A 22,986-nucleotide genomic window follows, 5' to 3' on the forward strand; every position below is an offset into this window, starting at 1 on the left:
TTGAAATAATATCATGAATTTAACTTTTCCAGAGTGGATCCCTTCTTGGGCGCAGTTTGTTATCTTAATATTGACTGTTACTTTTGGAATTTGTTTTTTGTTTATGCCTTTTGCTGTTTTTGGGCTAAAAGGACGTTTAAATTATTTAAGTCAACAAATGGAGGATATTCAGGCCCAATTACGTATTTTGTTAAAGCGCACGGCTGATTTGCGGCCTCGTTCGGAAACTAAAATACAAGTGGTTGCCAATCATCGAGATGATACAGAAAAAGCAGGTAAAATAGAAAATTCAGAAAAAAAATTGTATGAGCCTGAAAATTATGTTTATCCCTTACCTGCCTTGAAAAAGCGTTTTGCAGCTTCTGATATTTCAAATCAGAATTCATGTGATGTATCGCGGTCATCCCTGAATAAATCCGGTGAGAATGTTGGTAAGGTAGAGGTTAAGAAACCGGAAAATAACTTTGATAAGCAGGCTCAGAAAATTTATGTAGAAAATGGGGAGGGGGAATTATATGACCCTCCCTCTTCTCATGATGAAAAAAAGGAGATTATTAATTTAAAAAAACGTAAAGAACCTATTTTACGCTGGCCGCCGCTGTAAGTGGGGGAATAATCACCATATCATCATGATGGATAACCTCATTGGGGCCGTCCCATCCCAGTTGGGAATTAATTTTATCAGTTTGAAGACCTATAATTTGAGTGATTTCTGAAGAATCATAAGCAGAAATACCATTTCCGACAATTTTTCCATTCTTGTTGGCAATTTTAATGATATCTCCCCGTTGGAAATGGCCTTCAACTTTGATAATACCGGCAGGCAATAAAGATTTTCCGTTTTTCAATGCTTTTTCCGCGCCATTATCAATAAAAATAGTGCCTTTGATCGAGATGCTTCCAGCAATCCAGCGTTTACGGGCAGGATAAGGTTTGCGATTGGGAAGAAACCATGAACATCTTGCTCCTTCTTGAAGAGCCTTGAGAGGATGAAGCAGTTTTCCATAAGCGATTACCATGGCACATCCTGCAGTTGTGGCTATTTTTGCAGCTGCCAGTTTTGTTGCCATGCCACCTGATGAATATCCAGTTGGCGCCTTGCCTCCCATGGCGTAAATTTGTGGAGTAAGTTCAGGAATTGAGGCAAGATGTTTGGCTGATGGATTGGTTTTGGGATCTGCGGTATATAACCCGTCAATATCCGAGAAAAGGATAAGCCGGTCAGCTTTGACCATTTCTGCAACTCTTGCTGCCAACCGGTCATTATCTCCAAAACGAATTTCGGAAGTGGCAACGGTATCATTTTCGTTAATGATGGGAATGCAGTTTAATTTCAAAAGTGTTTCAATGGCTGAACGGGCATTGCTATATTGTAACCGCGTTTCCGTATCATCCAGAGTCAATAAAATTTGTGCAGTTGTGATTTTATGGGCAGCGAAAGCCTCATGCCAGGTCTGAGCCAGTTTGATTTGACCTATTGCGGCGGCTGCCTGTTTTTCATCGAGGCGAAGCTTATATCGATTTAATTTTAACTTGTAACGTGCCAAAGCGATCGCACCTGAAGATACAATTAAAATCTGGCAATTTTGCTGACGTAAATGGATTATATCTTCTATCAGGCTTTCTAGCCATGATTGACGAACGCAAGCATTTTTTCCGTCAATTAATAAGGCGCTGCCAATTTTTATGACAATTCTGCGGGCTTGGTTAAGATGTAGATTTTTCATTATATAGGACTGAAATGTTTTGATTTTAAAATTATATCCTGTTTATATTTTGTTATGTAGTTCTGTAAATAAAATAAAATTTCTTTCACCCCATTATGAGTAGCCCCTGAAAGAAGGAAAACCTTATGTCCACTTGCTTGTTCCAGTTCTTTTTGTTTTTGCAGAATTTCTTCAGGGGTAAGCAGATCAGTTTTATTAAGTCCAATCACTTCCCGTTTATTGGCAAGTTCCGTTTGATAGGATTCCAATTCATTGCGAATAATTTTCCAGTTGTTGACAACATCATCAGCTGTTGCATCGATAAGGTGCAATAGCATACTGCATCGTTCAACATGTCCTAGGAAACGATCACCTAATCCATTGCCTTCATGGGCCCCCTCAATGAGACCGGGTATATCTGTTAGGACAAATTCCTCAGTTGGTGACAATCTTACCATTCCCAGTTGTGGATGTAGGGTTGTAAACGGATAATCGGCAATTTTTGGCCGGGCAGCAGATGCAACAGAAAGAAAGGTTGATTTTCCTGCGTTGGGTAAGCCGACTAATCCTACATCGGCAATAAGCTTTAATCGCAACCAGACCCAACGTTCTTCTCCAGGCCAACCTTTATCAGCATGACGGGGTGCCCGGTTTGTGCTGGATTTAAAACGTGTATTGCCAAATCCTCCATCTCCCCCCCGACAAAGAACTATCTTTTTCCCTTTTTGATTTAGGTCTGCAAGCAAGGTTTCCTTATCTTCGGCAAATATTTGTGTGCCTATGGGAACTTTAATACAGATATTTTCTGCATTTGCACCAGTTTTATTGGCTCCGGATCCATTTTGACCCTTTTTGGCACGGAAATGTTGAGTATAGCGAAAATCTATCAAAGTATTTAAATTGTCAACTGCCTCAAAAATGATATCACCACCACGTCCGCCATCGCCTCCGTCCGGACCACCAAATTCAATATATTTCTCTCTTCTAAAGGCGACCGCACCATCGCCTCCATTTCCTGATTTAACATAGATCTTAGCTTGATCCAGAAATTTCATGTTCTAAAACCTTTAAAATAAAAGGGCCGATTCTTATTGAATCGACCCTTCGTATAATAGTCAATACTTAAAATTGTTTAAGTATATTTTGATCTATTCTGCAGCGTTGCTGATTGCATCCACAGAAACATGTACATTACCTTTTGAACGGCTTTCAAATCGTACATTTCCATCAATAAGGGCAAAAATGGTATGATCACGACCTAAACCGACATTTTGACCTGGTTTGATTTTTGTACCGCGTTGTCTAACGATAATGTTTCCAGCAACAACATGCTGTCCACCAAATTTCTTAACGCCAAGACGACGTCCAATGGTATCGCGTCCGTTTCTGGATGAACCTCCGGCTTTTTTATGGGCCATTTTTTTCTCCTATTCTAAAAATATCAATATGGTCTGTTTAGGCTAGAACTAAGCAGCGTTGATTTCAGTGATTCGTAAAACTGTTACAGGTTGACGGTGTCCGTTTTTACGACGGCTGTTTTGACGGCGACGTTTTTTGAAAATAATGACTTTTTTAAGACGATCTTGCGCAACAACTGTTGCCTTAACGCTGGCACCTTCAACAACAGGTGTTCCGATTGTGCAGTTTCCTTCATTACCGACACTTAAAACTTCGGTGAATGTGACTGTATTACCTGCCTCGGTATCCAGTTTTTCAACTTTTAGAACCATATTAGGTGTAACGCGATATTGTTTTCCACCTGTGCGGATGATTGCGAACATAATAAACCCTTTAATTTTTCAAACTCTTGTTAGAAAATCTAACTTAGTTTCTTTTTATCAATATCCCATAAAACAGGAATATATTTATTGTGAAGTCTTGTTTATATTGATTTTTAAAGTAAAAAGTCAATAAGCTATTTAAATAAATACAAATTGTTTAATAAATTTCTTTTCATAATTCCGTTAAGTTTGTATATTTTATCTGGTTTTCTTTGAAGGAATAGATTATATATTCGTTGGTTTTATAAAAAATCATGGTTGTTTCTGTTTGTGGAGAGATGCCAGAGCGGTCGAATGGGGCGGTCTCGAAAACCGTTGTGCAATTCTATTGTACCGTGGGTTCGAATCCCACTTTCTCCGCCATGTTTGAATAAATAAATGAATATCAAAAATGATATTTTCCTGCTATCATGGTTAAATATTTATAATTCGTAATATTATAGATTTTATTATTATGGTTGAACCCCATTATTGATTCCTATATAGGGACCAGTAGAATTATGAGGTGTATTATTTTTACAATTTGTTGTGCATAACAATATTGTTATCAAAGATAAAATTAAAATTCTTTTAATTCCAAAGTTACTCATTGTTTTTGCAAATAGTGTTATTCAATATATTGTACAGCAATATCATAATTATTGATCATAAGTAAGTTACTATTAACATTTATACATTATTTTATTAATTATCTTCTTTAATTTTCAAAAAATAATGCTAAGTATTATTCAACATTAAATTATTTTAACATGAAGTATTTGATATACTTTATTTATTTTAGAATTTAAAAAATTATTGGTGAATAAAATGGAATTAGAAGACAAGAAAATATCATTATTACAATTGACATCCAAGATTGTGTCATCACACATATCCAATAATTCAGTGGAGGCCGAACAATTGCCTGAACTTATTCGTCAGGTATATCAAACGCTTTCCTCAATTGAAAAAAATGGTCATGAGGCAGAAAAATTACAGCCTGTTGTTCCTGTAAAACGGTCTGTATTTCCGGATTACATCATTTGTCTCGAAGATGGTAAAAAATTGAAAATGTTGAAACGGCATATTCAGAGTGCCTATGGTTTAACTCCTGAACAATACCGTGAACGTTGGAATTTGCCTCCTGATTATCCAATGGTTGCCCCCAACTATGCTGAACGTCGTTCCAGTCTGGCTCGAGAAATCGGTCTTGGTCGTAAAAATACCATCAGTGATATTCGCAGTGTAAGGAGAGGGAGAAGAGAGGCCTCTTAAGACAAAATAGAACCCTATTAAGTAATTTTTATATAATGTTTTGACTGTTTGCTTCGTGATCGTTATAAATTTTAGATTGATAGATTTGATGCTTTTATTAAAAAGTGGAGAATGAATTTACGTGGATAATGATTTATTAATGGAACGGCAAAAGATGAAACGCAAATTGGTTTTATGGCGTTTATTTGCTGTCTGTCTGTTTGTTTTATCGATAATGGCAGGTTCTGCCAAATTAATAACGAAGAGGCTTGGTAATCATGACGCGCATTTGGTGAAATTGAAAATTGAGGGTGTTATTGGAAATGATGTTTCCAAACAGGTAACCCTGATCAATACTGCTTTAAAGGATAAATCTGTTAAGGGAATGATCCTTTATGTAAACAGTCCTGGTGGGGCGGTTACCGGCGGGGAACAGTTACATGATGCGCTGGTAAAATTCTCAAAAACCAAACCTGTTGTTGTTTCAATGGGAGGTGTGGCAGCTTCAGCAGGCTATATGATTTCAGTACCTGCAAAACGTATTTTTGCATTTAATTCTACTTTAACCGGATCAATTGGCGTCATTATGGAATCTCCTGATTTTTCTGGGCTGCTAGAGAAGGTCGGTATTTCATTTGATCAGCTTGTTTCAGGTCCTTTAAAGGGTCAGCCGTCAATGGTCAAACCCTTGTCTCCAGCCGGTCAAAAAATGCTGCAGGGATTGATTGGCAATTTTTATGATCAGTTTACGAATATGGTTGCTGAAGGACGACATATGGATATTGCCCGTGTCAAGGAATTGGGGGATGGGCGACCTTATAGTGGTCAGCAAGCCGTTAGACTGGGACTGGTCGATCAGATTGGTAATGAAGAGGATGCGAAACAATGGATGGTCAAAACATATCATCTTCCAACAGACATTGAAGTTGTTACATTAAAAAAAGATAAAAGTAAAAACTGGTTTGGGCTTGACGGCAAATCAATCATGAATTTTTCGTTAAAAACAATTGCCAATCAAATTTTTTATAAGAAAAATGAAAATTTTGGTGGTATTTTAGCGATTTGGCACCCATAAAAGAATCATTATAAGCTATAATAACATTTGAGTGAGTTAATGACTAAATCTGAACTAATATTAGAAATTGCATCTGAACATCCTAATTTAATGTTGAAATATATTGAGGAAATTGTTTCAATAGTTTTTGATGAAATAGAGACAACGCTGGCGAGGGGTGATCGGGTTGAGCTTCGTGGTTTTGGTGCCTTTTTTGTAAAAAATCGTAAAGCCCGTACGGGAAGAAATCCTCGGACAGGGGAAACTGTAACTGTGGAGGAAAAATATGTTCCCTTTTTTAAAACGGGGAAGGAATTAAGGGAAAGGATAAATCGGCAATAAAATTTTAAAACATTATAATAAGGAAACAGCAATGCAGGATACATCCATAATGAAAATTGTTCCTGTTATTTTGTCAGGTGGCACAGGTAGTCGGTTATGGCCCCTGTCTCGTGCCAGTTTCCCTAAACAGTTATGGCCCCTTATTACTGAAAAATCCATGTTTCAAGACACGGTTTTACGCGGTAAAGGGGATATTTTTTTAGAGCCAATCGTTATTTGCAATCAGGATCATCGTTTCTTGATTGCAGAGCAATTGAGGGAAATTGGTGTTGAAAATGCCCGTATTGTTTTGGAACCAGTTGGACGAAATTCAGCACCAGCCATAGCAACTGCAAGTTTGTTGGCGAATGAACTGGATGCTCAGACAATTTTATGGGTAATGGCGGCAGACGCATATATTCAAGATGTTCCAAAACTGGTGAAATTGGTAGAAGAGACAGCCGCTTTTGCACAAAACGGGAAAATTGTAACTTTCGGCATTCAACCTACACGTTTAGAAACAGGATATGGATATATTGAGAAAGGTACAGTTATTGATAAGATCAAGAATATTTATGCCGTAAAGGCTTTTACTGAAAAACCTGATATTCGACAGGCTCAGCTAATGGTTGAGACGGGAGGATATTTATGGAATTCGGGCATGTTCATGTTTTCTGCACAAACGATGTTGCAGGAAATGAAACATTATACCCCAACATTACTATACTTGGTTAAAAAGGCTGTTGACAATAGACAGTCAGATTTATATTTCGAGCGTATATTATATGATGATTTCATAAAGGTCCCTGATCTTTCAATAGATTATGCCATTGCCGAAAAAACAAAAGCCATGGTCGTAGTATCTGCCGATCTTGTCTGGTCAGACATCGGAAGCTGGAATGGATTATGGAATGTAAGCCAGAAGGATCGGTCAGGGAATGTGGTTATAGGGAATGTATTCCTAGAAAACACGCATAATAGCTATATTCGTTCTGAAGAAATGGTAGCGGCTGTTAATGATATAGATAATGTTGTTGTAATTGTGACAAAAGATGCCGTTTTGGTTTCTGATCGAAACAAATCGCAAAATGTTAAGAAAATTGTTCAAAAATTGAATGCTGTAAAACAACAGGAGGCTATTCGGCATAACCAATGTTATCGACCCTGGGGGCATTATGAAACGTTGGCACATGGAGAACGGTTTCTTGTCAAACAGCTTATTGTAAAAACTGGAGCGCAGCTTTCTCTGCAAAAACATCATCATCGTTCAGAACATTGGGTTATTGTTTCCGGTATTGCTGAGGTAACCCGTGGAGATGAAGTTATATTTCTGCATGAAAACGAAAGTGTTTACATTCCTCTGGGAATGGTGCACCGATTGAAAAATGCGGGTGATATACCTTTAATTGTCATTGAAGTACAATCTGGTTCTTATCTTGATGAAAGTGATATTGTAAGACTGGATGATCAGTATCATCGTATTGTATGAATACGATACGACTATTCAGAAAATCCAGATATTTTACCTCTATTTTTCGATATTCATCCTTCTGAAGCGGAAAGGAAACGTTCAGCTTCAAGTGCAGCCATGCATCCTGAGCCTGCTGCGGTGATCGCTTGACGGTAGATTTTGTCTTGAACATCTCCAGCGGCAAATATGCCAGGAACAGATGTTTTTGTCGTTCCCGGTGTTGTTTGTATATAGCCTTCCTCATCAAGATCAATTTGATTTTTGAAAAGTTCTGTATTTGGTGTGTGACCGATTGCTATAAAAACACCATCAACAGGCAATTGGCTTATTTCTTTTGTAAGTGTATTTTTTAATGTAAGTCCTGTAACAGAAGGAGGATTATTTTCCGCCAAAATATCCTCTACAACGCTATTCCAGATAATCGTAACTTTTGGATTTTTCATGAGGCGTGTTTGTTGGATTTTTTCCGCCCGTAAACTGTTGCGACGATGAATGAGGAAAACATGAGCTGCATGATGGGTTAAATAAAGAGCTTCTTCAACAGCGGTATTTCCTCCACCAATTACCGCAACCTGTTTACCACGATAAAAAAATCCATCACAGGTTGCACAGGCGGAAACACCAAATCCCTGCAGTTTTTTTTCAGCCTCAAGACCCAGCCAACGGGCTTGGGCACCTGTAGCAATGATGACGGTTTTTGCTTTGTAGGTATTTCCCATATCGGTTTGAAATATGAAATAATTATTTTCTTTTTGTTTATGTTGAAGGGAGCACCTTGTTACGCTGTCATTGATAATCTTGGCGCCAACATTTATGGCTTGTTGAGCCATCTGTTCCATCAACCAGGGGCCTTGTATGGGATCAGCAAAACCAGGGAAATTCTCGATTTCATTGGTAATGGTCAACTGACCACCGGGCTGTAATCCAGTTAGGAGAGTTGGACTTAGATTTGCCCTGGCTCCATAGATTGCCGCTGTGTATCCCGCTGGGCCTGCCCCAATAATTAATAAATCCGTAAGAAATGTCTCACCCATATTATTCGTCCTATTATTACAAAGATTTTTTATATATAAGTCATCTATAGTATAATAAGAAACTATTGTTTAAAGAATAAATTGTTAAATTATACAAAGTGAAAGTTTTGGTAGGATAATCGATTTATGAATCAGGCAGCGGATCTTGATAAAATTGACTGGCTCATTTTAGATGAGCTTCAAAAAGATGGGCGAATAACAAATATTGAATTGGCACAAAGAGTTGGTATTTCTGCTCCCCCCTGCTTAAGGCGGGTAAGACGTCTGGAAACGATGGGGGTTATTCAAAGTTATCATGCGGATATCGATATGAAATCTGTAGGATGGTGCCTATCAGTATTTGTGCTGGTTGGTCTTGATAGCCAGAAAGAGGCCATATTAAAAGAATTTGAAAAGGAAATGGCGGATATTCCCGAGGTAAGGGAATGTCATATGGTGCGTGGTGGCGTTGATTTCTTAATTCGTTTTATTGCGCGAAATACCGAAGATGAAAATAGAATAACGCATGAATTGATAACGCATCCTCACATTGCCAGGGTTCAGACATTACAAGTTATTCATACCAGCTTTAATCGACATGGCGTTCCATTGGAATACGATCATCCAGATATATCCAAATAAATACTGGATGATCAAATGTAAACTTTTATTGAAAAATGAAATATTTATCCGCTTCAGAAAAAGCGATAGGCGCGGAAGTTAGTATTATTGTTCCGTGTTATAATGAAAAAAATAATGTCCTTCCTCTTTTTAGAGCTTTAGAAACGGCTTTGGTAGGGTGGCGATGGGAGGCTATTTATGTCGATGATAATTCTCCGGATGGTACAATTGAAGAGATTAGAAAACTTGCCAGACAAGATATAAGGGCACGTGGAATACTTAGAGTTAACAAAAGAGGCTTGTCGTCTGCAGTGATTGATGGTGTCTTATCCTCTTCTGCTGATTATATAGCGGTAATTGATGGAGATATGCAGCATGATGAGACACGATTGCCAGATATGCTTGAGGCTGTAATTCATAGAAATTTTGATTTTGCAGTTGGCAGCCGTCATATATCGGGTGGCAGTAATCAGGGATTGGCAAATTACTGGAGGAGATTTTTATCGGATCGTGGCATTGCATTATCACAAAAAATTTTACCTGTTCCATTAAAGGATCCAATGAGCGGTTTTTTTGTATTGAAAAGAAAGCTGTTTTTAAATCTTATGCCGACATTAACAGGAACCGGTTTTAAAATATTACTTGATTTGATATTATCCTGTCCCTCTACAATACGTGTTATCGAAATTCCCTTTCAGTTTCGAAAACGTTTTTCAGGACAAAGTAAACTTGGTTTAAAAATAATGATGCAATTTATTGTAATGCTGCTTCAAAAAAAATTAAAAAGATATCCTAGATAATTCAAATTTAACGATGACAATCTGATAAATCCATTTTGCTGCTTTGAGGAATTTATCAAAAAAACTGACGAAAATTAAAATATTCATATACTGGGCCATCCAATCATTCTTGATAACGAATTATAATTTAAAATATGTAAAACAGATGATTTCATGAATTTTGGTTATTGATATGTGTTCTGTAAAAGCTGATTTTGAATGGGTAAAAAAGTTAACGGTAAAACCTTGTTTATTATGGTTTTGGTTTGGTTTATCTATCGTGACACTTATTCGTTTATGGGTTGCTGCCGCCAGCCCGCTTTCGCCAGATGAAGCATATTATTGGTTATGGTCAAATCATTTAGATTACAGTTTTTATGATCATCCACCAATGGTGGCGTTGTGGATAAAATTGGGATGCTGGATTGGTAATAAAACCGCTCTGGGTGTCCGTTTTCTTGCCCCTTTTGCCGGTTTGATAGGAAGTGTTTTTATATATTTTAGTGTTTTGGATTTTTGTCATACCAGTCATGATAAAGAAAAAAATGCGATTACTGCGGTTGTGATATTAAATACAACCCTCGCTATTAGCGTCGGTAGTGTAACAATAACCCCCGATACTCCATTACTTTTCTTTATTTGTATTTTTATATGGGGATGTGGACGTTTAATTGCCACTCAAAAATTGGGATGGTGGCTGGTTATTGGTATAGCTGCAGGATGCGCATTGCTCAGCAAGTATACTGCGTTGTTAATGATTGCGGGATTAGGAGTTTGGTGCATTCTGACAGTTTTGGGTCGATCTTCTTTAAAATCCTGGAAATTATGGGGAGGGCTGTTTTTAACGATACTTATTTTCTTACCCGTGATTATTTGGAATTCAAGACATCAATGGATCAGTTTTTTAAAACAGGGTGGAAGAACAGCGGATTGGCATCCCAGTCGTGCGGTTCAGTTTTTGTCTGAATTAATGATCGGCCAGATCGGATTGGCCACTCCCATTCTTTTTGTTTGTTTTTGTTGGGCCATGATTAAACTGACAAAAATTGTTTGGGAGAGTAAAGCGGAGAATGATTTTTTATTGTGGTTATGGGTTATTATTCCAGTTTGTGTATTTGTTCAGCATGCCTTTGGGGATCGTGTACAGGCCAACTGGATGGGAATATTATATCCGGTCCTGTCTGTCATAACGGCAATTTATTTTCATCGTTTTATCAAGTCAGCCTGTATCCTCGGGAATATAATGGTTGGTTTGATTTACATTCAATCGGTTTTTGCATATTTTCCAATTCCGGCAAAATATGATCTCATGTTAAAACGATTGGGGGGGTGGGCTGAATTAGCTAAAGTGGTTTCATGTCAAATTCCTGATTCAGTTCCAATAATTGTCGATGAATATGGCATAGCTGCAGAATTGGCATTTTATGAGGTGCATCATCCAATTATTCTGGTTGATAGACGCTGGAAATATTTTGCTTTAGCTGATTACCATGGGAAAAATGGCTATTTAATTCGTACACAGCGTCGCAAAGATATGCCACCTTCAGTTTATTTTTTAAATTCAGAAAAACAGGGGATTGTCGTAAGAAGAATCAAACAGAGAATTGCGGAAACCTATAATATCTATAAAGTAGAGTTAAATTATTCAAATGCTAACCAGCATGAAATCGTTTATCTGCCCTAATGAAAATTTCAATTAGGAAGCGAGTTCTATCAATTCATCTGATAAAGGGTTGGAAACGGTTTCTTCCACTTTTTTAATTAAATTCTTTATCCTGAATGGTTTTTCAATACGTGGAAATGGTAAATCATTAATACGCTGGTTGATTTGAAAATTTCCACTCATCAAAAGTACCCTGCATTTTTTTTGCAACATTTTAAGAATCAGCGGATATGGATCCCCGTCAGGTAAATAAACATCGACAATCATGAGGGTAAATGAAGTTTCTTTGATTAGTTCAGCAGCTTCAGCAAGAGAATGTGCCAGTTGAATTGTCGGAATTCGATTGGCAAAGCTTAACTTAATAAGATCGCATATTTCAGGATGATCTTCTATAATAAGAAGAGACGTATTAGAAAGCATTTAGAAATCTATCAAAAAAATTACTTTTTTATCTTTATACCAAAAAAAAACGTATAAATAAAGTATAATTTAATATGTATAAAGGAGTAGTTAAATAATATTAATAAAGCTTATTTTAACTTTTTAATCAGGTTTTCAATCTAGTTATGAAATTGACCTCTAATTTAAGTGGCGCACCCGACAGGAATCGAACCCATAACCCCCAGATTCGTAGTCTGGTGCTCTATCCAGTTGAGCTACGGGTGCGTCTTGCCCTAGGCTTTTAACCGATCTTTTTCCCCTCTGCAAGTGTTTTTTTAACTTTTTGTGATTTTAATGTGCAATAGCGTTTGATAAGCCGTAATGATGTGGACGATAAAAGGTAATTGTCGCCCGACAGTCAGGAGTTCCATAGGTTCCAATTATATTTTTATCCTTGGCTTTCCCTTCAAAAATGAGATCGTAGGGTTTATGATCCATATCCGTACGGTGGAGGATAGCGACAAGATGTCTTGGATGTTCCTTTTTGTGATAGATACCTGTCAAGACCAATGCCCCATTATCAGGTGAAAACAATATTTTCTTTTTATCGATTCTCAGGGCGGCCATACGATCATGTGGACAAATTCCCTGTTGTGTTTCCATTTTGCCTAACCATATTCCTGTGGGGTGGTCTTCGGCTAAATGACTGCAGGCAGCAGTCAACACTAATATAAAAATAGGGATAATCCGTATTTTGCGATGGACTAATTTCAGGCGATACTTGATCACGGAATGCTCCAGAGTGAAAAAATATGAAAAGGAATTTATTTCTATATAAAGGAGAAATAGTTTTTTTTCAGATAAATTGTTTAATTTACATTTTTTTTATCTATTTGTGATATGAAAACGTATTTTACTGAAAGAGGAAGTGATTGATAAAAATGACCCAGGTAAGCGAATTGGAACAATCTTTACATCAAGAAAAGATTCTTATTCTTGATTTTGGCAGTCAGGTAACCCAGTTGATTGCACGCAGAATAAGAGAAAGTGGCGTTTATTGCGAAATATGGCCTTATACGAGTGATGATGAAAAGATTCGTTCATTTGCACCAAAAGGGATTATTTTATCTGGCGGCCCTTCCAGCGTCACTCAAATGGATGCCCCAAGGATTCCGAATGAAGTTTTTACATTAAAGGTTCCCGTATTGGGAATTTGTTATGGTGAACAGGCAATGTGTCATCAATTGGGTGGACAGGTGGAATCCGGTGACCACCGTGAATTTGGCCGTGCGTATGTTAAAATTCTTGAGGATAGTGCGTTATGTCAGGGTGTATGGTCAAAGGGGAACCGTGAACAAGTATGGATGAGTCATGGTGATCGAGTTACAAAAATCCCCCCCGGATTCAAGGTGGTAGGGGTTAGTGAGGGTGCACCCTATGCCATGATTGCTGATGAGGATCGTCACTATTATGGTGTTCAGTTTCATCCTGAAGTTGTTCATACACCTCACGGTGCCGCATTATTAAAGAATTTCACGCATAATATTGCCGGGTGTCAGGGTAATTGGACCATGGCCGGTTTTCGTAATTTGGAAATTGAACGTATTCGTCAAAAGGTTGGTGACAAAAAAGTCATCTGCGGTTTATCAGGTGGGGTTGATTCCGCAGTGGCAGCTGTATTGATTCATGAAGCTATTGGAGATCAGCTAACCTGTATTTTTGTCGATCACGGCATGCTGCGTCAAAATGAAGCGGACGAGGTTGTTAAAACATTCAAAGAGAAATTTAATATTCATTTGATTGCTAAAGACGCGTCTGACTTGTTTCTGAAAGAATTGACTGGAGTAACCGATCCAGAGGTTAAACGTAAAACCATTGGCCGTTTGTTTATCGAGGTATTTGAACAGGAGGCGCAAAAACTGGGTGGGGCTGATTTTCTGGCTCAGGGTACCCTTTATCCGGATGTTATTGAAAGCGTCAGTGTCACGGGAAAATCAGTAACTATTAAGTCTCATCATAATGTGGGTGGATTGCCTGAACGGATGAATATGAAGCTTGTCGAACCTTTACGTGAACTTTTCAAGGATGAAGTCAGGGATTTGGGTCGGGAATTGGGTATTCCAGAAAATATTGTTGGTCGTCATCCATTTCCAGGACCAGGTCTTGCCATACGAATTTTAGGGGACATTACGCGTGAACGGCTTGATTTGTTGCGTCGTGTTGATGCCGTGTATTTGGATGAAATTCGCAAGGCTGGGTTATATGACAAAATTTGGCAAGCGTTTGCTGTTTTGTTGCCTATTCGTACGGTTGGCGTTATGGGGGATAGCCGAACATATGATCAGGCTTGTGCATTGCGGGCTGTTACAAGTGTGGATGGTATGACTGCCGATGTTTATTCTTTTGATATGGAATTCCTTACCAGAGTGGCGGGGCGGATTGTTAATGAAGTCAAAGGCATTAATCGTGTAACTTATGATATTACATCAAAACCACCCGGAACAATTGAATGGGAATAAGATTGCAAGATAATCAATATCTTGAGAAAGTGTCACCTCAATTATTTCATAGGTTTAATTGGGGTGCTATCTATTGTTCAGGTTACGCATTGACAAGTTATAGACTTGTTTTTTTATATAAGGAATTTATGACAATATAATTGTATAGCCATTCTATTTTTTAAACTCGATAAATATACAGAGGTATCTGGCTAATATATTTAAAAAAAATTTTAAAATTAAATATATTGTTAAACCAATAAAGTCTGACCTATATTATACCATATTGTTATCATTTCTGATCTTTTTCGATTGTAAAATTAAAGTTTTTGTTTTTATCAAAATCTTGCATGTCAAGCCTAATGTTATGTTGATTTTATATCATCATATAGGTATGTATGTTTTTTTATATACTATATATAGAAATTTACCATTACATTTAAAATTTTATAATGGTATAGTAAGGATGTAAAATCCTTAAAGGTTTGTTGTTTTGCGAGGATATGGTTGTGACCCCAGTTGATCTGCTTGAAAAAAAGCCTGTTGCCAATGCTGGAAAAGGTAAAACAGATAATGGTTCTCTTTTTACAGATGCCTTGGCAGGAAAAATACAGTTGTATGGGCGTTATCAGGTTAAATTAGATCATTCTCGTGATGCTTTATTGACAGATTTTGGTAAAGCGACGCTTGATGACCGTTATCTTATTGAGGGTGAAAGCTACCAAGAGCTGTTTGCAAGGGTGGCTTCCTACTACGGGGATGATGCGGAACATGCCCAGCGTTTATATGACTATATGTCTCAGCATTGGTTTATGCCGGCCACTCCAGTACTGTCAAATGGTGGGACGGCCAGAGGGTTGCCTATTTCCTGTTTTTTGAATGAAGCGGAAGACAGCCTGAAGGGAATTGTTGAACTGTGGAATGAAAATGTCTGGCTTGCCTCTCGTGGCGGGGGAATTGGATCTTATTGGGGAAATTTGCGTTCTATTGGTGAAAATGTTAGTCGGAATGGCAAAACTTCAGGTGTCATTCCATTCATAAGGGTGATGGACAGCCTGACCCTGGCAATTAGTCAGGGATCTTTGAGACGGGGTTCAGCAGCTGTTTATTTGCCTATCTGGCATCCTGAAATTGAGGAATTTATTGAATTACGCAGACCAACGGGTGGAGATCCCAATCGTAAAGCCTTGAATCTACATCATGGTGTTCTAATTTCTGACGCTTTTATGCGTGCAGTTGAAAATAATGAGGAATGGGCGCTTGTCTCCCCAAAAGATCAGTCAGTCATTAGGAAAATTTCTGCCCGTTCTTTGTGGATCAGGCTGCTGACGACACGAATTGAACAGGGTGAGCCTTATATTGTCTTTTCCGATACGGTGAATAATGCCCGTCCTGAACATCATAAACTGGCTGGACTGGAAGTAAAAACCTCTAATCTTTGTGCTGAAATTACGTTACCTACAGGAATAGATCATAAAGGAAAGGAACGGACGGCTGTTTGTTGCCTTTCCTCTTTAAATCTTGAATATTGGGATCAATGGTCAAGAAACCCACAATTTATCCAGGATGTCATGTTGTTTCTTGATAATGTTTTGCAGGATTTCATTGATCATGCTCCTGACGAAATGGAACGTGCAAGATATGCTGCTGCACGTGAACGTTCCGTTGGTATGGGTGTAATGGGTTTTCATTCTTTTCTTCAAGCTCATAAAATTCCGTTTGAAAGCGTTATGGCAAAAGTATGGAACAAGAAAATGTTTCAGCATATACGTCAGGAAGCGGACAAGGCATCCGTTACCCTGGCGAATTTGCGTGGACCTTGTCCGGATGCCGCCGATTATGGCATTAATGAGCGCTTTTCAAACAAGATTGCGATTGCGCCAACGGCTTCCATTTCGATTATTGCGGGAAATGCAAGTCCCGGTATTGAACCAATTACGGCCAATGTATTTTTGCAGAAAACCTTATCAGGCTCCTTTACCGTAAGAAATAGGCATTTACGTAAGGTATTGCAGGAAAAAGGCCAGGATACTGATGCGGTCTGGTCTTCTATCACTTTAAACAAAGGGAGTGTTCAACATCTTGATTTTCTGACTCAGGATGAAAAGGATATTTACAAAACAGCATTTGAGTTGGATCAACGTTGGATCATTGAACATGCTGCTGACCGTTCACCTTTTATCTGTCAGTCTCAATCAGTTAATTTATTTGTTCCAGCCAATGTTCACAAGCGTGATTTACATATGATGCATTATCAGGCATGGAAAAAAGGAATGAAATCTCTGTATTATTGCCGTTCTCTTTCTATCCAGCGTGCAGATACTGTTAGTAATTTGGCAGTTAAAGAGGATATTTTAAATAGAGGTGATCAGATACAGGCTGATACCTCGACAAGTTATGAAGAATGTCTATCTTGTCAATAATATTGGTTTGAAGGCCTTTTTAGAAGAAAAGGTCTTTTTTGTTAACTGGGCAAACAAAAGTCTGATCTAAACGGATTTTATTCTTTCTATATCCTTAATATTTTAAGATTTAGGAAGATTTTTGGCCGATATAGGTGATATTCATTTATAAACAAGATGATATTGCTTTTTAAACAGACATCTATTTATGATATCAATCGAAATATTGATTTTGTCTTTAATATTTTTTGTAAAAAGGACACATATTGAATGTCATCTATTCCTCAAATTAAATTAAATGATGGGACGAATATTCCTGCTGTTGGATTTGGCACTTACAAACTTAACGGTAGGGAAGGGGTAAAATCTATCATCAGTGCCATTCATAATGGTTACCGTTTGTTGGATTCAGCTTTTAATTATGAAAATGAAGGTGCTGTTGGTGAAGCGGTCCGACAATGTGGAATTTCCCGTGATCAGTTGCGAATCACTTCCAAATTACCAGGACGTCGTCATCAATATGATCAGGCATTGTTAACGATTGAGGAATCTTTATATCGTGCACAGCTTGATTATTATGATATATATTTGATTCATTGGCCTAACCCGATAACAGGAAAATATCTTGAAGCCTGGGAAGCTCTGGTCGAGGCGAAAAAAAGAGGGATGATTAAATCCATAGGTGTTTCAAATTTCCTGCCTGAGCATCTTGATCGTATTATTAAGGAAACAGGGGTGACACCAAGTATTAACCAAGTGGAATTGCATCCATATTTCTCCCAGGCAAAACAGCGTGCCTATGATAAAAAATTGGGAATTGTTACAGAGGCCTGGAGTCCACTGGGCCGTGCCAATGATCTGTTGACACACCCGATCCTGAAAGAAATTGCCAAAAATTATCATAAGTCGGTAGGACAACTAATTTTGCGCTGGCATGTCCAGCTTGGTGTTGTTCCCATTCCAAAAGCAACATCAGATCAAAGGCAAAAGGAAAATCTTGACATATTTGATTTTGATATTACGACAGAAGATATGCAAAAAATTGATGCATTATCAAAACCAGATGGTCGTTTAAAAGGACAGGATCCCTCAAAATATGAAGAATTTTAATTCTTAATATTATTCCCTCAGGATTAATATCTATTTGACCCTGAGGAATAACAGGGAATTCCTAAACTGTCATGCTTTCAAAAGCTTCTTCCCAGGTTCCTTCTGTGGCGGCTCGGCTATATTCGGTGGCACGATTTTCAAAGAAATTGGTATGTTCAACAGCATTGAGCATTTCATCCATCCAGGGTAACGGATTTTTATCAATATCGTAAATTGTATCCAGACCTAACTGTGTTAAGCGGCGATTGGCAATGAAACAAATATAATTTTTGACATCCTGTGCGGTTAGTCCTTCGACGGAACCCATTTCGAAAGCTAGGTCAATAAAGGCAAATTCATGTTCAACGATAGTTTTACATATATGGATCAGCTCTTGTTGAAAGTTTTCCGTCCACAAATGGGGATTTTCTTGAATGAACGTACGGAAAAGCTTGATAATGGATAGGCAATGTAATGTTTCATCTCTTACTGACCACGAAATAATCTGCCCCATTCCTTTTAATTTATTAAAACGTGGAAAGTTCATAAGGATGGCAAAGGATGAGAATAATTGTAATCCTTCAGTGAATGCTCCGAAAACCGCCATTGTTTTGGCAATTTCGAGTGGATTATCAATTGAAAAATTCTGCATGTAGTCATATTTGTCTTTCATTTCCTTATATTTGAGGAAAGCAGAATATTCGACTTCCGGCATACCAATAGTATCAAGAAGATAACTATATGCCGCGATATGAATCGTCTCGATATTGGAGAATGCTGACAGCATCATAAGAACCTCAATAGGTTTGAATACCTGGCTGTAATATTTCATATAGGCATTATTTACCTCGACATCTGATTGCGTAAAGAATCGAAAGATTTGGGTGATCAAATTCCGTTCGGGTTTGGTCAATTTTTTATGCCAGTCCTTGACATCTTCTGCCAATGGAACCTCTTCAGGTAACCAATGTAGTCTCTGTTGGGTCAGCCATACATCATAGGCCCAAGGATAATGAAAGGGTTTGTAAACTGGGTTATACGTCATCAGATTATGTGTTTGTGCTGGTTTTGAATCTTGCTTTTCCACAGTTTTAACTCCTTGGGTGATTTATGATTTAATTATGCTCTTTTATCAATATATAGTCATATAAATAAATTTAATATCGATATATAGTGTTTTATAAAAATAAACTTCTTGACTTAGATTCATCCCATATAAACGCTTATATCAAGATAACAAGGTTAGTTTTTTTCCCTGACGCAAGATTCGATTTGTTTCATTGGTAAATTCTCCATTGTCATTATGTAGTATCAGGCCTGGTGCAATCTGACTCCCTCCGGTCGATCCCATTCGTCCTTGTAAAAGTATAATTCGGGGTGGTCGGTTTAGTTTTGGCCATAAAGGAAATAGAATAACCGATCCCAGTTTATATTGATACATAAGGGCACTTGCTTCACTATACAGGCTGGCTGAAAGGGCCAGAGTTAATGTTCCTCCTTGTCGTAATGGACGGCTTAAAGCATAAATCCATTCAGCAAGCAAGCCTCGGGGAAGTTTTTTTGCAAGATTTTTTTCTGGGTCTGGTGAAGGACAGCTATTATGTTGATGCCAGGGAGGGTTGGCGAAGACATGATCAACATGTTCCTGACCATTAGGTAAAAATGTAAAAGGACGTTTTGGAAGTTTCGGTAATGTGACCTGCATTGCCTTTAGATTGGACATCGCATTAAGTTGAAAATTTTCATTTGCCAGTTCAACCATCTCTGGATGTTGCTCAAAACCTATTCCAGTAATCAAGGGAATACGATAGGCAAGACACATCAATCCTGCACCTGCTCCACATCCACCCTCAATAATTATCTGTTTTTTTTTGGCTGGAATACTGGCTGCCATCAATATGGGCTCGAGGGCTGTCCTGTATCCTTTTTGGAATTGTTTATAAAATATCTTTCCTTCTAATAACGTTCCATTGGATGTATTTTTTGATTTATGGTGTATATAAGGTGACGTAAAAGAAAGCGACTGCATAAATCATTAACCAAATAAATATGTTAGACAAATAAAATGTATTCTAGCGTAACCGATAATGAAATGTTAATGATAATGATCAATTCTGTTTTTATTTTTACAACTTGAATAAATTTTTATAAGTTTTATATAGGGTCGGTTGGATCAACATATGCCAATGAGACAGAAGGTAGAAAGTAAAATGCCTGTTCTGATGGGGAAAGAAGAACCTTTACAAGCATTAGTGGATTATTTAGCTGTTGACATGCAAGCTTGTAATCATGTCATTATGGATCGGATGCAAAGCTCCGTACCGTTAGTTTCACAATTGGCAGCACATCTAATTGTGGCAGGAGGAAAGCGTTTAAGACCTTTACTAACCTTGGCCTCAGCACGATTATGTGGATACGAAAAAGATTCTGCAGATCACATTACACGTCATGTCCGGTTGGCTGCCTGTATTGAATTCCTTCATACCGCGACCCTGTTGCATGATGATGTGGTTGATGAAAGTATGTTGCGACGGGGGACGGAAAGTGCAAATGCTGTTTTTGGCAATTCAGCGTCTGTATTGGTGGGAGACTTTCTTTTTTCCCGTGCATTTCAGATCATGACAGAAGATGGTTCCTTAGAAGTTATGCGAATCATTTCAAAAGCTTCGGCAACCATTGCTGAAGGTGAAATTTTGCAAATGACCGTACAGAATGATTTGTCAACTTCAATATCACGCTATTTTGAAGTTATTCATGGAAAGACTGCGGCATTATTTGCGGCTTCTTGTCGAGTTGGAGCTATTGTAGCCAATCAATCAAGACAGCATGAATTGGCATTGGAATCTTTTGGTACAAATTTGGGAATGGCTTTTCAGCTGGTTGATGATGCATTGGATTATTCAGCGAAACAGGAAGAATTGGGTAAAACGATTGGCGATGATTTCCGTGAGGGTAAAATAACCTATCCAATTTTGATTGCCTATGAAAAGTCCACTCCAGTGGAAAAGGAATTTTGGCAACGGGTGATACAGGATGGCAAGCAAGAAAAAGGGGATTTAAAACAGGCCCTAACCCTTATTCGAAAGTACAATGTAATTGAAGAAACCCTTAAAGAGGCTATGGTTTTTGCAAATAAAGCCAGTTCAGCGCTTGATGTTTTTCCAGAGAGTGAACTACATACTATCTTGAAAAATATTGCTAATTACACCGTGCATAGACATTTTTAAAATTGGTTTATTGCAACATAAATGTTTTGATTTGTGTAAATTTCATCAGGGCAAGCTGACTTAAAAGGGGTTTGTCCTGAGTTAATGGTGCAGTAGAATAAAAACAGTTATTTACGTTGTTATCAGTATGTGAAAATTTCTCTTGCCGTAAAATGTCAATAGTGTGCTTGGCTACAGCAGATGCGGGATCCAGCCATTGAATGGATGGGGATGTGTTCTGACGTAAAAGATCAAGAATAAAGCTGTAATGGGTACATCCTATACATATTGCATCCATTTGATCAGAATATGGATGATTAAACATATTATCAAGTTCTTGCTGGATTAGATGTATATCGCAAGACTTTGTCCGGAAATAATTCTCTGCCAGTTTTGCAAGTACAGGAGAACCATAAGCGATAAGTTTGCAATCCGAGGCAAATTGTTCTTTTAAATGACATAAATAGGGTCGTGCAATGGTTGCACGTGTTGCCAATAATCCAATTATTTTGCTTTGACTCACACGGGCGGCCCATCGAACAGGTGGAACACAGCCAACAAATGGAATGAAAGGATATATTTTCCTCAGCCTGTCGAGTGCAATAGTACTGGCGGTATTACAGGCAATGATAACAAGGTTTGGTTTAATTGACTGAATCGCCTGTCCGATAAGATTGATAATTCGTTCAACCAGAAAATTATCTTCTTGCTCACCATAAGGGAAAACAAGGTTGTCGGCAAGATAGTCAATTGAAACCTGTAAATCAGTTGTTTTCAATTGTGTTTGGAGGTTTTGAACGATGCCTAAACCTCCAATACCAGAATCGAATGCTAAAACACGATAAGGCATAGGGTATAAAAGATTATAAACGGGATTGTTTATAAGCTAGAGCCTCCTGTTCATTGCTGACTCCGCCATGCTTGGCAGACCATGCGCAAGGATCTTCAAGGAAACGTCTGATTTCTGAGGTATCTCCATTTGAAAAGGCTGGGTATTCTGAACTGACTTCTAAAATATCCCACCAAGTGCAAAGGGAATGCAGACTGATACCAATATCATTTAGTGTCTGATAAGCGCTTGAAAAAACTCCATAAAAGAAAACAACAAAAGCATGATCAACAATTGCACCAGCCTTGCGTAAAGCTTTGGCAAACCCAACCTTGGAAATACCATCTGTAGTTAAGTCTTCCACCAAAAGAGTACGCATATTTTCAGGTACATCCCCTTCGATCTGTGCATTTTTACCAAATCCTTTAGGTTTTTTGCGGACATAGGCCATTGGAGTCATCATTCGGTCTGCGAACCATGCAGCAAATGGAATTCCAGCTGTTTCACCACCCACGACGGCATCAAAAGATTCATATCCAACGTGACGATAAATTTTTTCAACCCCTAATTCAATAATCTTTGCCCGGGCACGAGGATAAAAAATAATTTTACGACAATCAATATAAACAGGGGATTTCCAACCGGCGGTAAGTAGATACGGATCATCAGGACGAAAATTTACAGCCTGGATTTCCAAAAGAAGCCGAGCGGTAATAAGAGCGGCGTCACGATCCCATTCAGTTACACGAGGTGAACGTGGTTGTTTTTTATTAAAAAGTGAAGTATGAGTTTGTGACATAGAGTGATTGCCTTATTCGTAAAGTAGAGAAAGCAGGTAAATAAGGTTTTCTTATATACTTTTTAGAAAAAAAGTGCAGTAATTAAATTTTTTTATAAAAAAATTGATAAAAACTAAATTAATAATATATTTCTATCAAT

Annotated in this window: 23 protein-coding genes and 2 tRNA genes; 13 read left to right on the forward strand and 12 right to left on the reverse strand. The window is 38.0% G+C overall.

Features of this window, described 5'->3' with window-relative positions:
- Positions 1-13: 13 nt before the first annotated feature.
- Positions 14-604, forward strand: coding sequence for a hypothetical protein (locus H3R33_RS00690; protein WP_198184527.1), 591 nt, complete (start codon positions 14-16; stop codon positions 602-604).
- Here H3R33_RS00690 and proB read toward each other — a convergent pair.
- From proB to rplU, 4 genes are all read right to left on the reverse strand, one after another.
- Complete coding sequence (gene proB, locus H3R33_RS00695; RefSeq protein ID WP_198184528.1) at positions 579-1,727, reverse strand: glutamate 5-kinase; 1,149 nt, start codon at positions 1,725-1,727, stop codon at positions 579-581. The genes H3R33_RS00690 and proB overlap by 26 nt on opposite strands.
- Positions 1,727-2,761 carry a GTPase ObgE gene (gene obgE / locus H3R33_RS00700; RefSeq protein WP_110438452.1) on the reverse strand — a complete coding sequence of 345 codons (1,035 nt, stop codon included), beginning with the start codon at positions 2,759-2,761 and terminating at the stop codon, positions 1,727-1,729. Before obgE ends, proB begins: the two co-directional genes overlap by 1 nt.
- Positions 2,762-2,854: 93 nt before the next feature.
- Positions 2,855-3,124: a 50S ribosomal protein L27 gene (rpmA, locus tag H3R33_RS00705; RefSeq protein ID WP_110438451.1), complete on the reverse strand. Its 270-nt coding sequence runs from the start codon at positions 3,122-3,124 to the stop codon at positions 2,855-2,857.
- Positions 3,125-3,172: 48 nt separating this feature from the next.
- On the reverse strand, positions 3,173-3,487 hold the full coding sequence (gene rplU, locus H3R33_RS00710; RefSeq protein WP_110438450.1) for a 50S ribosomal protein L21: 315 nt from the start codon (positions 3,485-3,487) through the stop codon (positions 3,173-3,175).
- Positions 3,488-3,759: 272 nt separating this feature from the next.
- Between rplU and H3R33_RS00715 the strand changes: the two genes are divergently transcribed.
- The 5 genes from H3R33_RS00715 (at position 3,760) to H3R33_RS00735 (ending at position 7,584) form a co-directional block, all read left to right on the forward strand.
- A tRNA-Ser gene (locus H3R33_RS00715) sits at positions 3,760-3,850 on the forward strand.
- A gap of 444 nt (positions 3,851-4,294) precedes the next feature.
- Positions 4,295-4,741 carry a MucR family transcriptional regulator gene (locus H3R33_RS00720; protein WP_155565820.1) on the forward strand — a complete coding sequence of 149 codons (447 nt, stop codon included), beginning with the start codon at positions 4,295-4,297 and terminating at the stop codon, positions 4,739-4,741.
- Positions 4,742-4,895: 154 nt separating this feature from the next.
- Positions 4,896-5,795 carry a signal peptide peptidase SppA gene (sppA, locus tag H3R33_RS00725; protein ID WP_232351035.1) on the forward strand — a complete coding sequence of 300 codons (900 nt, stop codon included), beginning with the start codon at positions 4,896-4,898 and terminating at the stop codon, positions 5,793-5,795.
- A 39-nt stretch (positions 5,796-5,834) separates the two neighbouring features.
- Positions 5,835-6,116 carry an integration host factor subunit beta gene (locus H3R33_RS00730; RefSeq protein ID WP_198184529.1) on the forward strand — a complete coding sequence of 94 codons (282 nt, stop codon included), beginning with the start codon at positions 5,835-5,837 and terminating at the stop codon, positions 6,114-6,116.
- A gap of 31 nt (positions 6,117-6,147) precedes the next feature.
- Positions 6,148-7,584: a mannose-1-phosphate guanylyltransferase/mannose-6-phosphate isomerase gene (locus H3R33_RS00735; RefSeq protein WP_198184530.1), complete on the forward strand. Its 1,437-nt coding sequence runs from the start codon at positions 6,148-6,150 to the stop codon at positions 7,582-7,584.
- A 53-nt stretch (positions 7,585-7,637) separates the two neighbouring features.
- Here the strand turns inward: H3R33_RS00735 and trxB are convergent, their stop codons facing one another.
- Positions 7,638-8,600 (reverse strand): thioredoxin-disulfide reductase, encoded by a 963-nt coding sequence (gene trxB, locus H3R33_RS00740; protein WP_198184531.1) that lies wholly within the window; start codon positions 8,598-8,600, stop codon positions 7,638-7,640.
- Between the two features lie 126 nt (positions 8,601-8,726).
- On the opposite strand from trxB, the gene H3R33_RS00745 reads away from it, so the two are divergent.
- The 3 genes from H3R33_RS00745 to H3R33_RS00755 all read left to right on the forward strand — a co-directional run bounded on the left by H3R33_RS00745 (position 8,727) and on the right by H3R33_RS00755 (position 11,663).
- Positions 8,727-9,221 (forward strand): Lrp/AsnC family transcriptional regulator, encoded by a 495-nt coding sequence (locus H3R33_RS00745; protein WP_110438445.1) that lies wholly within the window; start codon positions 8,727-8,729, stop codon positions 9,219-9,221.
- Positions 9,222-9,256: 35 nt separating this feature from the next.
- Positions 9,257-10,000 (forward strand): polyprenol monophosphomannose synthase, encoded by a 744-nt coding sequence (locus H3R33_RS00750; RefSeq protein WP_198184532.1) that lies wholly within the window; start codon positions 9,257-9,259, stop codon positions 9,998-10,000.
- Between the two features lie 172 nt (positions 10,001-10,172).
- Positions 10,173-11,663, forward strand: a complete 1,491-nt coding sequence (locus H3R33_RS00755; RefSeq protein WP_198184533.1) for a glycosyltransferase family 39 protein — start codon at positions 10,173-10,175, stop codon at positions 11,661-11,663.
- A gap of 12 nt (positions 11,664-11,675) precedes the next feature.
- On the opposite strand, the gene H3R33_RS00760 is transcribed toward H3R33_RS00755, so the two are convergent.
- From H3R33_RS00760 to H3R33_RS00770, 3 genes are all read right to left on the reverse strand, one after another.
- Positions 11,676-12,062 carry a response regulator gene (locus tag H3R33_RS00760; protein WP_155572154.1) on the reverse strand — a complete coding sequence of 129 codons (387 nt, stop codon included), beginning with the start codon at positions 12,060-12,062 and terminating at the stop codon, positions 11,676-11,678.
- A 169-nt stretch (positions 12,063-12,231) separates the two neighbouring features.
- Positions 12,232-12,308 (reverse strand) — tRNA-Arg (locus tag H3R33_RS00765).
- 66 nt (positions 12,309-12,374) lie between these two features.
- Positions 12,375-12,812 (reverse strand): hypothetical protein, encoded by a 438-nt coding sequence (locus H3R33_RS00770; protein ID WP_198184534.1) that lies wholly within the window; start codon positions 12,810-12,812, stop codon positions 12,375-12,377.
- Positions 12,813-12,964: 152 nt separating this feature from the next.
- Between H3R33_RS00770 and guaA the strand changes: the two genes are divergently transcribed.
- The 3 genes from guaA to H3R33_RS00785 all read left to right on the forward strand — a co-directional run bounded on the left by guaA (position 12,965) and on the right by H3R33_RS00785 (position 18,033).
- Entirely contained in the window at positions 12,965-14,542 is a 1,578-nt protein-coding gene (gene guaA, locus H3R33_RS00775; RefSeq protein ID WP_110438440.1) for a glutamine-hydrolyzing GMP synthase, read from the forward strand.
- 482 nt (positions 14,543-15,024) lie between these two features.
- On the forward strand, positions 15,025-16,944 hold the full coding sequence (locus H3R33_RS00780) for a ribonucleoside-diphosphate reductase subunit alpha (protein WP_198184535.1): 1,920 nt from the start codon (positions 15,025-15,027) through the stop codon (positions 16,942-16,944).
- A 249-nt stretch (positions 16,945-17,193) separates the two neighbouring features.
- A complete protein-coding gene (locus tag H3R33_RS00785; RefSeq protein ID WP_155567207.1) occupies positions 17,194-18,033 on the forward strand; it encodes an aldo/keto reductase in 840 nt (279 codons plus the stop codon).
- A 61-nt stretch (positions 18,034-18,094) separates the two neighbouring features.
- Here H3R33_RS00785 and H3R33_RS00790 read toward each other — a convergent pair whose 3' ends face one another.
- Together H3R33_RS00790 and H3R33_RS00795 are read right to left on the reverse strand one after the other, a co-directional pair.
- The gene (locus H3R33_RS00790) at positions 18,095-19,057 is read right to left on the reverse strand and encodes a ribonucleotide-diphosphate reductase subunit beta (protein ID WP_198184698.1); all 963 of its coding nucleotides are present in this window, start codon (positions 19,055-19,057) and stop codon (positions 18,095-18,097) included.
- Between the two features lie 183 nt (positions 19,058-19,240).
- Positions 19,241-20,041, reverse strand: a complete 801-nt coding sequence (locus H3R33_RS00795) for a tRNA1(Val) (adenine(37)-N6)-methyltransferase (protein ID WP_122123931.1) — start codon at positions 20,039-20,041, stop codon at positions 19,241-19,243.
- 157 nt (positions 20,042-20,198) lie between these two features.
- On the opposite strand from H3R33_RS00795, the gene H3R33_RS00800 reads away from it, so the two are divergent.
- Positions 20,199-21,239, forward strand: coding sequence for a polyprenyl synthetase family protein (locus tag H3R33_RS00800; protein ID WP_232342096.1), 1,041 nt, complete (start codon positions 20,199-20,201; stop codon positions 21,237-21,239).
- A gap of 7 nt (positions 21,240-21,246) precedes the next feature.
- Here H3R33_RS00800 and murI read toward each other — a convergent pair whose 3' ends face one another.
- Positions 21,247-22,068, reverse strand: coding sequence for a glutamate racemase (gene murI, locus H3R33_RS00805; protein ID WP_198184536.1), 822 nt, complete (start codon positions 22,066-22,068; stop codon positions 21,247-21,249).
- Positions 22,069-22,081: 13 nt separating this feature from the next.
- A complete protein-coding gene (locus tag H3R33_RS00810) occupies positions 22,082-22,846 on the reverse strand; it encodes an orotate phosphoribosyltransferase (RefSeq protein ID WP_110438435.1) in 765 nt (254 codons plus the stop codon).
- Positions 22,847-22,986: the final 140 nt, after the last annotated feature.

The sequence above is a fragment of the Commensalibacter sp. B14384M2 genome, assembly GCF_016101865.1.
In the GTDB taxonomy this organism is placed as follows: domain Bacteria; phylum Pseudomonadota; class Alphaproteobacteria; order Acetobacterales; family Acetobacteraceae; genus Commensalibacter; species Commensalibacter melissae.

Excerpts from the sequence above, each read along its gene's own strand:
- H3R33_RS00690 (WP_198184527.1), top strand. The coding sequence starts at position 14 with ATGAATTTAACTTTTCCAGAGTGGATCCCTTCTTGGGCGCAGTTTGTT.
- proB (WP_198184528.1), bottom strand. The coding sequence starts at position 1,727 with ATGAAAAATCTACATCTTAACCAAGCCCGCAGAATTGTCATAAAAATT.
- obgE (WP_110438452.1), bottom strand. The coding sequence starts at position 2,761 with ATGAAATTTCTGGATCAAGCTAAGATCTATGTTAAATCAGGAAATGGA.
- rpmA (WP_110438451.1), bottom strand. The coding sequence starts at position 3,124 with ATGGCCCATAAAAAAGCCGGAGGTTCATCCAGAAACGGACGCGATACC.
- rplU (WP_110438450.1), bottom strand. The coding sequence starts at position 3,487 with ATGTTCGCAATCATCCGCACAGGTGGAAAACAATATCGCGTTACACCT.
- H3R33_RS00720 (WP_155565820.1), top strand. The coding sequence starts at position 4,295 with ATGGAATTAGAAGACAAGAAAATATCATTATTACAATTGACATCCAAG.
- sppA (WP_232351035.1), top strand. The coding sequence starts at position 4,896 with ATGAAACGCAAATTGGTTTTATGGCGTTTATTTGCTGTCTGTCTGTTT.
- H3R33_RS00730 (WP_198184529.1), top strand. The coding sequence starts at position 5,835 with ATGACTAAATCTGAACTAATATTAGAAATTGCATCTGAACATCCTAAT.
- H3R33_RS00735 (WP_198184530.1), top strand. The coding sequence starts at position 6,148 with ATGCAGGATACATCCATAATGAAAATTGTTCCTGTTATTTTGTCAGGT.
- trxB (WP_198184531.1), bottom strand. The coding sequence starts at position 8,600 with ATGGGTGAGACATTTCTTACGGATTTATTAATTATTGGGGCAGGCCCA.
- H3R33_RS00745 (WP_110438445.1), top strand. The coding sequence starts at position 8,727 with ATGAATCAGGCAGCGGATCTTGATAAAATTGACTGGCTCATTTTAGAT.
- H3R33_RS00750 (WP_198184532.1), top strand. The coding sequence starts at position 9,257 with ATGAAATATTTATCCGCTTCAGAAAAAGCGATAGGCGCGGAAGTTAGT.
- H3R33_RS00755 (WP_198184533.1), top strand. The coding sequence starts at position 10,173 with ATGTGTTCTGTAAAAGCTGATTTTGAATGGGTAAAAAAGTTAACGGTA.
- H3R33_RS00760 (WP_155572154.1), bottom strand. The coding sequence starts at position 12,062 with ATGCTTTCTAATACGTCTCTTCTTATTATAGAAGATCATCCTGAAATA.
- guaA (WP_110438440.1), top strand. The coding sequence starts at position 12,965 with ATGACCCAGGTAAGCGAATTGGAACAATCTTTACATCAAGAAAAGATT.
- H3R33_RS00780 (WP_198184535.1), top strand. The coding sequence starts at position 15,025 with ATGGTTGTGACCCCAGTTGATCTGCTTGAAAAAAAGCCTGTTGCCAAT.
- H3R33_RS00785 (WP_155567207.1), top strand. The coding sequence starts at position 17,194 with ATGTCATCTATTCCTCAAATTAAATTAAATGATGGGACGAATATTCCT.
- H3R33_RS00790 (WP_198184698.1), bottom strand. The coding sequence starts at position 19,057 with ATGACGTATAACCCAGTTTACAAACCCTTTCATTATCCTTGGGCCTAT.
- H3R33_RS00795 (WP_122123931.1), bottom strand. The coding sequence starts at position 20,041 with ATGCAGTCGCTTTCTTTTACGTCACCTTATATACACCATAAATCAAAA.
- H3R33_RS00800 (WP_232342096.1), top strand. The coding sequence starts at position 20,199 with ATGAGACAGAAGGTAGAAAGTAAAATGCCTGTTCTGATGGGGAAAGAA.
- murI (WP_198184536.1), bottom strand. The coding sequence starts at position 22,068 with ATGCCTTATCGTGTTTTAGCATTCGATTCTGGTATTGGAGGTTTAGGC.
- H3R33_RS00810 (WP_110438435.1), bottom strand. The coding sequence starts at position 22,846 with ATGTCACAAACTCATACTTCACTTTTTAATAAAAAACAACCACGTTCA.